The sequence below is a fragment of the Mesorhizobium cantuariense genome, from assembly GCF_042647205.1.
Lineage (GTDB): Bacteria > Pseudomonadota > Alphaproteobacteria > Rhizobiales > Rhizobiaceae > Mesorhizobium > Mesorhizobium cantuariense.
Genome location: NZ_JBHRVD010000001.1, coordinates 2,317,530 through 2,330,195, shown reverse-complemented (window position 1 = coordinate 2,330,195; position 12,666 = coordinate 2,317,530). Strand labels below are relative to the sequence as shown.

General features: G+C 62.0%; 14 protein-coding genes. 10 read left to right on the top strand and 4 right to left on the bottom strand.

Annotation, left to right across the window (positions count from 1 at the left end; all coding sequences use genetic code 11):
- Positions 1 to 3: 3 nt before the first annotated feature.
- Positions 4 to 1,167: an isovaleryl-CoA dehydrogenase gene (locus ACFOJ9_RS10715; RefSeq protein WP_378978849.1), complete on the top strand. Its 1,164-nt coding sequence runs from the start codon at positions 4 to 6 to the stop codon at positions 1,165 to 1,167.
- Here ACFOJ9_RS10715 and ACFOJ9_RS10710 read toward each other — a convergent pair.
- Both ACFOJ9_RS10710 and ACFOJ9_RS10705 read right to left on the bottom strand, forming a co-directional pair.
- Positions 1,164 to 1,532 carry a type II toxin-antitoxin system HicB family antitoxin gene (locus ACFOJ9_RS10710; protein WP_378978848.1) on the bottom strand — a complete coding sequence of 123 codons (369 nt, stop codon included), beginning with the start codon at positions 1,530 to 1,532 and terminating at the stop codon, positions 1,164 to 1,166. The two genes, ACFOJ9_RS10715 and ACFOJ9_RS10710, sit on opposite strands and share 4 nt — an antisense overlap.
- Entirely contained in the window at positions 1,529 to 1,783 is a 255-nt protein-coding gene (locus ACFOJ9_RS10705; RefSeq protein ID WP_378978847.1) for a type II toxin-antitoxin system HicA family toxin, read from the bottom strand. Before ACFOJ9_RS10705 ends, ACFOJ9_RS10710 begins: the two co-directional genes overlap by 4 nt.
- A 119-nt stretch (positions 1,784 to 1,902) precedes the next feature.
- On the opposite strand from ACFOJ9_RS10705, the gene ACFOJ9_RS10700 reads away from it, so the two are divergent.
- From ACFOJ9_RS10700 to ACFOJ9_RS10685, 4 genes are all read left to right on the top strand, one after another.
- Entirely contained in the window at positions 1,903 to 3,510 is a 1,608-nt protein-coding gene (locus ACFOJ9_RS10700) for a carboxyl transferase domain-containing protein (RefSeq protein ID WP_378978846.1), read from the top strand.
- A gap of 1 nt (position 3,511) precedes the next feature.
- Positions 3,512 to 4,039, top strand: a complete 528-nt coding sequence (locus ACFOJ9_RS10695) for an O-acetyl-ADP-ribose deacetylase (protein WP_378978845.1) — start codon at positions 3,512 to 3,514, stop codon at positions 4,037 to 4,039.
- A gap of 120 nt (positions 4,040 to 4,159) precedes the next feature.
- Positions 4,160 to 4,528, top strand: a complete 369-nt coding sequence (locus tag ACFOJ9_RS10690; protein ID WP_378978844.1) for a hypothetical protein — start codon at positions 4,160 to 4,162, stop codon at positions 4,526 to 4,528.
- Positions 4,529 to 4,697: 169 nt separating this feature from the next.
- Complete coding sequence (locus ACFOJ9_RS10685; protein WP_378978843.1) at positions 4,698 to 6,680, top strand: acetyl/propionyl/methylcrotonyl-CoA carboxylase subunit alpha; 1,983 nt, start codon at positions 4,698 to 4,700, stop codon at positions 6,678 to 6,680.
- 90 nt (positions 6,681 to 6,770) lie between these two features.
- On the opposite strand, the gene ACFOJ9_RS10680 is transcribed toward ACFOJ9_RS10685, so the two are convergent.
- Both ACFOJ9_RS10680 and ACFOJ9_RS10675 read right to left on the bottom strand, forming a co-directional pair.
- Complete coding sequence (locus ACFOJ9_RS10680; protein ID WP_378978842.1) at positions 6,771 to 7,892, bottom strand: ABC transporter substrate-binding protein; 1,122 nt, start codon at positions 7,890 to 7,892, stop codon at positions 6,771 to 6,773.
- Between the two features lie 409 nt (positions 7,893 to 8,301).
- Positions 8,302 to 8,568 carry a sel1 repeat family protein gene (locus ACFOJ9_RS10675; protein WP_010915070.1) on the bottom strand — a complete coding sequence of 89 codons (267 nt, stop codon included), beginning with the start codon at positions 8,566 to 8,568 and terminating at the stop codon, positions 8,302 to 8,304.
- Between the two features lie 449 nt (positions 8,569 to 9,017).
- Between ACFOJ9_RS10675 and ACFOJ9_RS10670 the strand changes: the two genes are divergently transcribed.
- The 5 genes from ACFOJ9_RS10670 (at position 9,018) to ACFOJ9_RS10650 (ending at position 12,665) form a co-directional block, all read left to right on the top strand.
- Complete coding sequence (locus ACFOJ9_RS10670) at positions 9,018 to 9,359, top strand: DUF2147 domain-containing protein (RefSeq protein WP_378978841.1); 342 nt, start codon at positions 9,018 to 9,020, stop codon at positions 9,357 to 9,359.
- A 219-nt stretch (positions 9,360 to 9,578) separates the two neighbouring features.
- Positions 9,579 to 9,737 (top strand): hypothetical protein, encoded by a 159-nt coding sequence (locus tag ACFOJ9_RS10665; protein WP_023812838.1) that lies wholly within the window; start codon positions 9,579 to 9,581, stop codon positions 9,735 to 9,737.
- 41 nt (positions 9,738 to 9,778) lie between these two features.
- Positions 9,779 to 9,973 carry a hypothetical protein gene (locus ACFOJ9_RS10660; protein WP_027162961.1) on the top strand — a complete coding sequence of 65 codons (195 nt, stop codon included), beginning with the start codon at positions 9,779 to 9,781 and terminating at the stop codon, positions 9,971 to 9,973.
- A 116-nt stretch (positions 9,974 to 10,089) separates the two neighbouring features.
- On the top strand, positions 10,090 to 11,553 hold the full coding sequence (locus ACFOJ9_RS10655; RefSeq protein WP_378978840.1) for an AMP nucleosidase: 1,464 nt from the start codon (positions 10,090 to 10,092) through the stop codon (positions 11,551 to 11,553).
- Positions 11,554 to 11,654: 101 nt separating this feature from the next.
- The gene (locus tag ACFOJ9_RS10650; RefSeq protein WP_378978839.1) at positions 11,655 to 12,665 is read left to right on the top strand and encodes an endonuclease/exonuclease/phosphatase family protein; all 1,011 of its coding nucleotides are present in this window, start codon (positions 11,655 to 11,657) and stop codon (positions 12,663 to 12,665) included.
- The last annotated feature ends 1 nt before the right edge of the window (position 12,666 follow it).

Here is a 12,666-nt window from a genome sequence, read left to right as displayed (position 1 = left end):
GACATGTACACGAACACGCTCAGCTTCGGGCATGACGAGGAGATCGAGGCGCTGCGCGACATGGTGCGGCGCTTCGCCCAGGACAGGATCGCACCGATCGCCGCCGACATCGATCGCTCGAACGAATTCCCGGCGCATCTGTGGGGCGAACTCGGCGCACTCGGCCTGCTCGGCATCACAGCCGACCCCGATTTCGGCGGCAGCGGCATGGGCTATCTTGCGCATGTGATCGCGGTGGAAGAGATCTCGCGCGCCTCGGCTTCCGTCGGCCTCTCCTACGGCGCCCATTCCAACCTCTGCGTCAACCAGATCAACCGCTGGGCGACGCCGGCGCAGAAGGAAAAATTCCTGCCGCCGCTGTGTTCGGGCGAGCGTGTCGGCGCGCTGGCGATGTCGGAGTCCGGCGCCGGCTCGGATGTCGTCTCGCTCAAGCTACGCGCCGAAAAGCGCAACGACCGCTACGTGCTCAACGGCACCAAGATGTGGATCACCAACGGGCCGGACGCCGAAACGCTGGTCGTCTATGCGAAGACCGATCCGGACCAAAAATCGCGCGGCATCACCGCTTTCATCGTCGAGAAGGCGATGGCCGGGTTTTCCGTGGCGCAAAAGCTCGACAAGCTCGGCATGCGTGGCTCCAACACCGGTGAACTGGTGTTCGAGGATGTCGAGGTGCCCTTCGACAACGTGCTGCATGAGGAAGGGCGCGGTGTCGAAGTGCTGATGTCGGGCCTCGACTATGAGCGCACGGTGCTTGCCGGCGGCCCGATCGGCCTGATGGCGGCGTGTCTCGACGTGGCAATCCCCTATGTGCATGAGCGCAAGCAGTTCGGCCAGGCGATCGGCGAGTTCCAGCTGGTGCAAGGCAAACTGGCCGACATGTACACGACGATGAGCGCCGCGCGCGCCTACGTCTATGCCGTCGCCGCCGCTTGCGATCGCGGCCAGACGACCCGCAAGGATGCCGCCGGCTGCGTGCTGTTTGCCGCCGAGAAGGCGACGCTGATGGCGCTGGACGCCATCCAGTTGCTGGGCGGCAATGGCTACATCAACGACTATCCGACCGGCCGCCTGCTGCGCGACGCCAAGCTCTACGAGATCGGCGCCGGGACCAGTGAAATCCGCCGCTGGCTGATCGGCCGCGAGATCATGGCGGAGGGGATTTAATGCGCGCGGGTCCGCACCTTTGTCGAGCTTTCATCGACCCGTTTACGGGCAGCTTCGGCGAGCGTGTCCGACACCCATTGATTGATCGATTTGCCGTCGCTGGCGGCCGCCTTGCCCAGCAACGCGTGGATTTCAGGCGTCGTCCGCAAGGCCAGTTTGCCGGAATAGGGCCTTTGCGACTCCATGCCGCCCTCCTTGCAAAAAGCAAGATAGTCGTCGACACTTTCCTGAAATGCCTTCACCAAATCGTCCGCGTTCGCGGCCTCGAAGGTGACGATATCGCGGATGCCAAGGACACGGCCGTGGAAGACCATATCCTCGTCATCGAACTCGATCGATCCGGCGTAGCCCTTGTAAAGCTTCATGGCCTTATTCCAACGTTTGTCAAAAATTCTCGGATGTCCCGAATTGCCCATCGCTTGGTGTCGGGCGACGGATGGGGGCGATGGAGGAACAGTGTCTGGCCGGCGATGGTGAACCGGACCCGAGAACCACTTCCTTCGGACATCTCCGCCCCAAGAGCGATTAGCAACGCCTCGACATCCCGCCATTTGATCGAGCCGCTCACTGGATTCGAGAAAATCGCTTCCAGTGTCTGCCCGTGCTTTCCGCGCATGACGACCTCCATGGAAAATGATCTGGCTGGGAAGGCCGCGATCACCGTTGGCGGTCGCACGTCATGCGCGACAAGGGTTATTTTTGATAGCAAAATATGATATCAGTTCGGATTTGTCAATGACAACTCTCACCTCACAGATCTCCCCCTCCTCCGAAACCTTCCGCGCCAATGCCGAGCGCATGCGGGCGCTGGTCGCCGACATCGCGGAGAAGGCCGCAACCGTCGAGCGCGGCGGCTCGGACGAGGCGCGTGAGCGGCATGTTTCGCGCGGCAAGCTGTTGCCGCGCGAGCGCCTCGCCCAATTGCTCGACATCGGCTCGCCTTTCCTCGAGATCGGCCAGTTCGCGGCATGGTCGATGTATGGTGAGGAGATTTCTTCGGCCGGCATAATCGCAGGTATCGGCCGCGTCGAAGGCGCCGAAGTCATGGTCGTTGTCAACGACGCCACGGTGAAGGGCGGCACCTATTATCCGCTGACGGTGAAGAAGCATCTGCGCGCGCAGGAGATCGCGCTGCAGAACAATCTGCCCTGCATCTATCTGGTCGACAGCGGCGGCGCCAACCTGCCCAACCAGGACGAGGTGTTTCCCGATCGCGAGCATTTCGGCCGCATCTTCTACAACCAGGCCAACATGTCGGCGGCCGGCATTCCGCAGATCGCCTGCGTCATGGGTTCCTGCACGGCGGGCGGCGCCTATGTGCCGGCGATGTCGGACGAGACGATCATGGTGCGCAACCAGGCGACCATCTTCCTCGGCGGCCCACCGCTGGTGAAGGCGGCCACCGGCGAGGACGTCAGTGCCGAGGATCTCGGCGGTGCCGATGTGCACACCAGGCTTTCCGGCGTCGCCGACCACTACGCACTGGACGACGACCACGCGCTCGCCATCTGTCGGCGCATCGTCAAAAACCTGAATCGGAACAAGACCGTAAGCCTGACCTTACAGAGATCGATTCCGCCGCTTCATCCGGCGGATGAACTCTACGGCATCGTGCCGACCGACCTGCGCCAGCCCTATGACGTTCGCGAGGTGATCGCCCGCATCGTCGACGGTTCCGAGTTCGATGAGTTCAAGCAGAACTACGGCACCACCTTGATCACCGGATTTGCCCATCTCCATGGCATGCCGGTCGGCATCATCGCCAACAACGGCGTGCTGTTTTCCGAAAGCGCGCTGAAGGGCGCGCACTTCATCGAACTCTGTTGCCAGCGCAAGATCCCGCTTGTCTTCCTGCAGAACATCACCGGCTTCATGGTCGGCAGAAAATACGAAGCGGGCGGCATCGCCAAGGACGGCGCCAAGCTGGTGATGGCCGTTGCCACGGCACGAGTGCCGAAGGTGACGATCATCATCGGCGGCTCGTTCGGCGCCGGCAATTACGGCATGTGCGGCCGCGCCTATTCACCGCGCTTCCTGTGGATGTGGCCGAATGCCCGCATCTCGGTGATGGGCGGCGAACAGGCGGCAACCGTGCTTGCCATGGTCAAGCGCGAAGGCATCGAGCGTAAGGGCGGGGAATGGAGCACGGAGGAGGAAGCGAAATTCAAGAAGCCGATCCTGATGAAATACGAGCATGAGGGCCATCCGCTCTACTCGTCCGCACGCCTTTGGGACGACGGCATCATCGACCCGGCGAAGACGCGCGACGTGCTGGCGCTCAGCCTGTCCGCCGCGCTCAACGCCGAGATCGAGGAAACGCGCTTCGGCGTGTTCAGGATGTGACATGAACGATAGTCCGCGGATTCAGGTTCATATCGACGACATCACTAAGCTGGCGGTCGATGCCATCGTCAACGCCGCCAACACCTCGCTTCTCGGTGGTGGCGGGGTCGACGGCGCCATCCACCGCGCGGCCGGCCGTGAGCTCGAGTTCGAATGCCGCATGCTGAATGGATGCAAGATCGGCGAAGCCAAGATCACCAAGGGTTATAAACTGCCGGCGCGACACATCATCCACACGGTCGGCCCGGTCTGGCAAGGTGGCGGCAAAGGCGAAGCCGAACTGCTGGCCTCCTGCTATACCAGTTCGCTCGAGCTGGCCGCCGCCAATGACTGCCGCACGGTGGCGTTCCCGGCAATATCGACCGGTGTCTACCGCTACCCGAAAGATGAGGCGACGCGGATCGCTGTCGACACGGTCAGCAGGTTCATCGGAGAGAAAAAATTGCCGGAAACCATCATTTTCTGCTGCTTCGACGACCAAACGGCGGAAATATACCGGCAGGCCGTTGCTGCCCTGCGAAAAGGCTGAACTGTATGGACCAACCGATTCATCAGCATAGGCAGCGTCGAATCTCCGCTGGCGAACTGGCGTCGAGGCAAAATATTCGCTACCGCTCATCCTGCACAGTGCAATGGGGACAGGGCGGAAATGAAACTGAAATATTGCCGGAAGACGGCTGCTTCAATACTTTCGGGATTTCTAATATTAACGACGAGCGGCATCAGTTCGGCGGAATCGCTCGCAGGAAGCAAGGGAGACGTGCGTTTTCCGCCGACCCTAGGCTCGGGCGAATGCAACGTGGCCTACAAGGCCTACGTCGCGGCGAGCGGTCATTCGGCCTACGCCACGACCTTTTATTCACGCGTTGTCGACCTCTACATTGTCTGCGGGACGAAGCTCAACGCGCCGTCCCAGAAGGCGGCGGAGGAGATGGCGCTGCGCAACTGCCAGTCCGGCTTGACACGGTGGAAGCTCAAGACCGCGAGTGGCGGCTGCGCAATCTCGGCATCGAAATAGGCAAATGCACTTCGCGCGTAGAGCAATCCCTTGGTAAGGGAGTGCTCTACATCAAGTGCCGAACTGCAAGGCAGTATCCGGCGAAGAGAAAGCCTACCCATATAGGTTTGCGGGAGAGCGTGAAGGAACGCCTGCGTCGCTTTCAGCAAACCCTGGTTGCGGAGGCTCCATGTTCGCCAAGATCCTGATCGCCAATCGCGGCGAGATCGCCTGTCGTGTCATCCGCACGGCCCAGAAGCTGGGCGTGCGCACTGTCGCCGTCTATTCGGATGCAGACGCGAAGTCCCTGCATATCGAGATGGCCGACGAGGCGGTGCATATCGGCGCTTCGCCTGTCGGCGAAAGCTATCTGCGTGGCGACAAGATGATCGCGGCGACCCTGGCAACGGGCGCTGAAGCCATTCATCCCGGCTACGGCTTCCTGTCGGAAAACCCTGATTTCGTCGATCAAGTGGTGGCGGCGGGGCTCATCTTCATCGGACCGTCGGCCGCCTCGATCCGTGCCATGGGGCTGAAGGATGCCGCCAAAAGGCTGATGGAAAAGGCCGGCGTGCCGGTCGTGCCGGGCTACCATGGCGAGGCACAGGAGATCGTGCTGCTTGCGTCCAAAGCACGCGAGATCGGCTACCCGGTGCTGATCAAGGCGCGTGCCGGCGGCGGCGGCAAGGGCATGCGCCGGGTCGAGCATCCCGACGGGTTTTCCGAAGCGCTGTCCAGCGCACGGCGCGAGGCAAAAGCCGCTTTCGGCGACGACCGCGTGCTGGTCGAAAAATATGTCGACAAGCCGCGCCATATCGAAGTGCAGGTGTTCGGCGACAATTTCGGCAATGCGGTGCATCTCTACGAGCGCGACTGCTCGGCACAACGCCGCCACCAGAAGGTGATCGAGGAAGCGCCCGCCCCCGGCATGACGCCGGCTCTGCGCAAGGCGATGACGGAGGCGGCGGTAAAGGCCGCCAAGGCGATCAATTATTCGGGCGCAGGCACCATCGAGTTCATCGTCGATGCCTCGCAGGGCCTGAAGGCCGACCGCTTCTGGTTCATGGAAATGAACACCCGCCTGCAGGTCGAGCACCCGGTCACCGAGATGGTCACGGGCACAGATCTGGTCGAGTGGCAGTTGCGCGTGGCCAGCGGCGAAAAGCTGCCGAAGACGCAAAGCGAGATCGCGCTCACCGGCCACGCCTTCGAGGCGCGCATCTATGCCGAGGACGCGGCCAAAGGCTTCCTGCCGGCGACTGGCACGCTACATCATCTGAAATTTCCGGATGCAGCCCCCGAAGGCGCCACGATGCGCATCGAGACCGGCGTGCGTGCGGGTGACGCCATCTCGCCCTATTACGACCCGATGATCGCCAAGCTGGTCGTCCACGCAAAGGACAGGCAGGCGGCTCTGGAGGCGCTTGGCGCGGCGCTGGCGCGAATCGAGATTGCCGGCTCGACGGTCAACACCGCCTTTCTTGCCGCTCTTGCCGCCGATCCGGATTTTGCCGCAGGCGATGTCGACACCAGCCTGATCGGCAGACACCAGGAGACCTTGACGATCGCCCCGCCGCCGAGCGGCGAAACCATTGCTGCCGCCGCCCTTGCGGCCTCCGGTGCCGGCGCATCGCCGCCATCCGACGATCCGTGGTCGTCGCTTGCCGGCTATGCGCATTTCCACAGCGTGGCGCGACGCTCACGGCTGAAGTTCGGCGAAGACGATATCGTGGCGAAGGTCTCGGTGCGGCCGGACGGGCGCTTCCAGGTCGCGCTGGACAAGCCCTATGACGACACCAATTCGCATGATTTTCGCGCCACGCCGCGCCTCGCCTGCTGGCCAGGCCACATCACCGTGTTCGAAGGCGCCGTCGGCTACACTTTCGCCGTGCCGGACCCGTTGGCACGGGCCGATGAGGCGGCGGCGGGCGCGGGTAGCCTGCGCGCGCCGATGCCGGGACTGGTCAAGCTGGTGCGCGCGGCAAAAGGCGATGCGGTGATCAAGGGCCAGCCGCTGCTGATCCTCGAGGCGATGAAGATGGAGCACACCATCGCCGCGCCGCATGACGGTGTGATCGCCGAGATCGCCACCGAGGGCGCGCAGGTTACCGACGGGACCGTTCTAGTGCGGTTCGTCGAGGAGCATAACGCCGCGACCACAGCAGTGAGCTGACGGTTCGGAAGGCCAACGACAGGGCAAACAAGAAAATGGCCGGGACGAGCCCGGCCATTTCTCTATGCTATCCAGCCGCCAGGGCGGCGATTACTGCGCGATCGGCGCGTATTTGCCGTCATGCCACTGGTTGATGTCGTAGCTGGCATTCTTGAGGTCGCCCTTCTCGTCGAAAGTGACGTCACCGACAACGGTGCTGATCGGCGTACCGTTCTTCAACGCTTCGGCCACCTTGGCCGGATCGTCGCTGCCGGCGCGCTTGATGCCTTCAGCGAAAGCCTGGATGGTGGCGTAAGAGAACAGCGTGAAGCCCTCCGGCACGAAACCGCCGGCCTTGATCTTCTCGACGGCTGCCTTGGCTTCCGGCTTTGCCTGGGGATCCGACGGGAACACGAACATGGTGCCCTCGCCGGCCGGGCCAGCAACCTGCCAGAATTCGGGCGAGGCGATGGAGTCCGGCATGATCAGCTGGAACTTCAGGTTCTGTTCCGCCGACTGACGCAGGATCAGGCCGGCTTCAGGATGGTAGCCGCCGAAATAAACGACGTCGGCTTTCAAGTCCTTGAGCTTGGTGACGAGAGCCGAATAGTCCTTCTCGCCAGCGTTGATGCCGTCATAATAGACCTCCTTGAGGCCGCCGGCATTCATCGTTGCCCTGACGGCGTCAGCGACGCCCTGTCCGTAGGCGCTCTTGTCATGCAGGACGACGACGTTCTTGCCGGCAAACTTCTTGGCGATCCATGGGCCGATGAAGGCGCCCTGCGCATCGTCACGCGTATAAAGGCGCATGATCGTCGGCCAGCCGGCCTTGGCCGCCGCGTCGGTCAGCACCGGGTTTGACGAAGCCGGGCTCATCATCAGAGCGCCGGCTTCAGCATAGACGGCGGAGGCCGGAATGCTCGAACCCGAGCAGGCATGGCCGTCGATGAACTTGACGCCATCGGCGACGATGCGGTTGGCAACCGACACTGCCTGCTTGGGATCGCACTGGTCGTCTTCGATACTCAGCTTGATCTGACGACCGTCGACACCGCCCGCGGCATTGATCGCGTCGGCAGCGGCCTGTGCGCCCTGCTTGAACTGATCGCCGATGGTGGCGAGCTGTCCGGTCATCGGGCCGACCACCGCAAAGGTGATGTCGTCGGCGAATGCGACCGGCGTGCTCAACATCAGGCCGAATATGGCCGCGTTCAAAATACTCAATTTTTTCATGATGGTAGAACTCCTCCACTCACGCGCGGCCGCCCCGGCCGCGCTTCTTCCAGAGAGGCCGGACAATTTCACCCTTCATTGGGCCTGTCTAGGCGCATTGGCGCCGCTCGATTGGGCCTGCAAGACGTCATCCACGCAAAAAGCCACGCCAGCCTTGTTCCGGCTGGTCGTGGCTTTTTTGTCCGTCGAGCAATTTTCAAGCGCCCCCGCGCCTAAAAACCCCGCTCGCCTTCCCCGTATCGTGCACGACTGGGCCTTGCGGCCTACCGCGTTCTCTTTCTTCTGAGCATCATGCTCTTGGTCGTCGACCGTCTTGCGCGGCCTTCTATTCCGCCGGGTCTGGCCGTCTGTGCGGTCATGATCCCGGAGCTTCCCTGTCTTCGATAGGCCTATCTGCGATTGGCAGATCTCAGTGCATGGTCATCCATTCGCGGGCTTCGCGGAGCGCCTTGGCGATCTCGACCTTCGACATGGCCGCCGATAGTTCCGAGCGCAGTTCCGCGGCGCGGGCCGAGCCCTTGATGGCGGCGATGTTGAACCATTTGTGGGCGGCAACGACATCCGTCTCGCAATCGCGGCCGGTCGCATACATCATGCCCAGTTCGAAAAGAATGTCGGCCTGGGCAGTTGCCCCCATGGCGCCGAAACCAGCTTCAAGCATTTCAAAACGTGCCATTTCAGTCCCCTGTTTGTGGCCCCTGTCAGGCTCCCGAGAGCTGCCTTCTTTCGTCCTTGCCGGCTGCTCTTCCGATGCTTTCGAGAATGCCGTGCAGGCTTGAATCCGTCGTTAAATGGCGTGCTTAATTTGAGGAAAACAAAGCTAAAACAAGAGGTAAATGCCGAAATTCGTTAAGGATACAAAGCCAGCAATTCAGCCTGCTTGCGTCAAATTTGACGAAAATTTTGTGACGCCAAGTCAAGACTTCGCTAACCACGGGAGACAAAGGCGAAGCGCCGATCGTTTCATTTCCTTGGCCAGCAGGCGCATTCAGGCCCCTGCAAAATCGCAAAGTCTTCCGTTGCGGCACCGCTTTTGTTTTGCCGGGAGCTGGATTAGCTTACGTTTGCGTAAGCGGCAGACCGGCGAGGCGGAGCATCCGGCCGGACATCCAAAGGGAGGAAGACATGTTTCGAAAAGTGAGCCTGGCCCTCGCGGCAACAATGATCATGGCGGGTGCGGCATGGGCCGATCCGATCGAAGGTAACTGGAAGACGCAGGCCGGCGACACCGCAGCCATCGCTGGCGGCGGCTCGTTTTCCATCACGCTCAAGTCCGGCAAATATGCCGGCAAGACCATCGGCTCGCTCAAGGCGGCAGGCGGCAACAAATATGCCGGCAACATCACCGATCCGGCAAACGACAAGACCTATTCGGGCAAGGCGACCCTTTCGGGCACCTCGCTGAAGATGAGCGGCTGCGTGCTCGGCGGACTGATCTGCAAGAGCCAAACCTGGCACAAGCTCTGATTGACCGCATCATTCTGACATGAAGACGGGGCCCCGATGGGCCCCGTTTTCGTTTGTCGAGGCGCCCGCGCCTCGTTGGCCTCACGCAGCGCCTGCCGAAACCAACGCCGCCGCGCCCAAAATCCCGTCAATCATTTTGAACCGCAGATGAACGCCGGCATCAGAGCCGGTTCAGTTGCATCAGGGCATTCTCCGGCGTGTTGAAGGAGACCCGACCCAATGCTTGCTCGCCGCTTCACCATCGTCTGCCTACTGGTGAGCCTGTTTGGAATGTTCTTCGCCATCCTCGTCGCCGAAGCGGGCCGTCCGGCCCGCGCCTGGGACGAAGCCAGTTCCAGAACCTGCCGCCTCGCATGCCCCACCCATCTTCGCAACTGAACAAAGAAACCAAGACCTCGAAAAGAAAAGCTGGAAACATTATGAACCGCATCGCCGCCAACGCTCTCAAGACCCTTCGGCTTCTGCCGCGGGCGGCGCTTATCCTGACGGTTCTGGCCGCGCCGGTGCTGGCCGTGCCGATGATGCGCGCCGATACCGGCTCGACGATCGACGCGCCGGCTCTGAAGAAGTCCGGCGTCGGCTTTGTGCTCCTGGTCAGCCTGCAGCGCGGTTGAAGAAAAACGACGCTTTGGCCGCCTTCGGTCGCGACACCCCTCCCAAGTGCCGATCCAAGTCTCTATATTGAGCCATGGAAAAGCGAATCTACCCCCAAGCTATCGAATCTGTCGTCATGCCGGAGCCTTTTGGCCGGCAAAGCTTTGATAGCGCCGAAAAGGCCGTCGCGGCACTGCAGGTACTTTACGACCGCAACACCAAGTTCCTGCGCGACTCCTTTGCAGAACTGGCGGCGGCGGGCGGTGACAATGGCAAGCGCTACCGGGCCTTTTATCCGGAGATCGGCGTCACCACCAACTCGTTCACCCAGATCGACTCGCGCCAAGCCTATGGCCATATGCCGACGCCGGGGCATTTTGCCACCACGATCACCCAGCCGGACCTGTTCGAAAGGTACCTCGTCGAACAGCTGCGCCTGATTATGCGCAATCATGGGGTTGCGGTCACCGTATCGGAATCGACCACACCCATCCCGCTGCATTTCGCCTTTCTCGAAGGCACCCATGTCGACGGCGCCGCGGCCGAGCGCATCAAGCGGCCGATCCGCGACCTGTTCGATGTGCCGGATCTCGACGGTACCGACGACCAGATCGCCAACGGCACCTTCGAAGTGGCTTTCGGCGAGCCGAGGCCGTTGGCGCCCTTCACGGCGCAGCGCATCGACTATTCGTTGCATCGCCTGTCGCACTATACGGCGACCACGCCGCAGCATTTCCAGAACTTCGTGCTGTTCACCAACTACCAGTTCTACATCGACGAATTCGTCGCCCGCGCCCGCGACCTGATGGCCAATGGCGGCGGCGGATACACCGAGTTCGTCGAGCCCGGCAATGTCATCACCTTGGCCGGACAAAGCGCGCCCGGTCCCGGAGTCGCGCCGCCGCGCCTGCCGCAGATGCCGGCCTATCATCTGAAGAAGCCGAACCATGGCGGCATCACCATGGTCAATATCGGCGTCGGGCCCTCCAACGCCAAGACGATCACCGACCACATCGCCGTGCTGAGGCCGCATGCCTGGGTGATGCTTGGCCACTGCGCCGGCCTGCGCAACACCCAGGCGCTGGGCGACTATGTGCTGGCGCATGCCTATGTGCGTGAGGACCACGTCCTTGACGACGATCTTCCGGTCTGGGTGCCGATCCCACCGCTGGCGGAGATCCAGGTGGCGCTGCAGGAAGCCGTCGCCGAAGTCACCGGCCTGTCGGGCTATGACTTGAAACGCATCATGCGCACCGGCACCGTCGCCACCATCGACAACCGCAACTGGGAGCTGCGCGACCAGCGCGGCCCGGTGCAGCGGCTGTCGCAGTCACGCGCCATCGCGCTCGACATGGAATCGGCGACCATCGCCGCCAACGGCTTTCGCTTCCGCGTTCCCTACGGCACGCTGTTGTGCGTTTCGGACAAACCACTGCATGGTGAGTTGAAATTGCCCGGCATGGCGACCGAATTCTACAAGCGCCAGGTGGCGCAGCACCTGACCATCGGCATCAGGGCTATGGAGAAGCTTGCGGAAATGCCGATGGACCGGCTGCATTCGCGCAAGCTCAGAAGTTTTTCGGAGACAGCGTTCCAGTAGGCCGGTTCCATGGATCGCGTGGGCATTTCGTCATCTTGATTGGGCCGCATTTCTGCCGATAAGCAGGCGGCATGGAGAGAGCGAGCTTCGGGACATTGCTGATGTCGGTTGCATTCCTGGCAATGCTGGCCTGTTCGATCACGCTAGTGGCCGGGTTTTTCGGAACGTTGCATCCGGCCTTCGATTCCTTTTCGCATTTCCGCGTCCACCTTGCCGTGCTGATGGCGCTTTGCGCGCTGCCGTTGCTGGCCACGACATTTCGCCTGCAAGCGGTTGTGGCACTGCTTTTTGCCGTGGCGGCCTTTGCCACGACCTTGAACACTTTGCCCAGCCTATGGCCGGTTCAGGCTGCCTATGAAGCCAAGAACGAAGATCGTGCGATCTATAAGCTGCTGCAAATGAATCTGCGCTACGACAACCCTACACCGAAGAAGGTGCTGTCGCTGATCGGCCGGACCAATCCCGACGTGATCACTCTCGACGAGGTGTCGGCGATGTGGGCGACCGAGCTTGGCTATATCTCCAGCGCCTATCCCTACCGGATCCTCTGTCCTTATCCCAACGGCATATTCGGCGTCGCGCTGCTCTCGCGGCGTCCCTTTGCCGCCGGCACCGAGGCGCATTGCGAACGGCGCGGCGCCATGGCGACAGCGGCCGTCGACTTCGGCGGCATTGACGTCGATGTCGCCGCGATCCATCTCAGCTGGCCGTGGCCACGCGAGCAGTACTGGCAGATCGGCGAACTCAGGGAGCAGCTCTCCGCGCTTGGCGAGACGGCCATCATGGCGGGCGACTGCAACGCCGTACCTTGGAGTGCCGCGGTGCGGCGCGTCGCCTCGCTCGGCGGGCTGACCGTCATGCCATCCGCCGGACCGACCTGGATCCACATCAAGCTGCCGGATTTCCTGCGGCGTTTCGCCGGCCTGCCGATCGACCAGGTTTTCAGCAAGGGCGGCGTGACCATCCATTCCGCGACACGGCTGGAGGACACCGGCTCGGACCACCTGCCGGTCATGGTGGAATTTTCGCTCAGGCTGGCACAACAGAAGCCGGTCGATGGGCATGAAACCGCGACCGCGGCAATAGCCCGGACCGGCAGGACGCCAGGCTAAA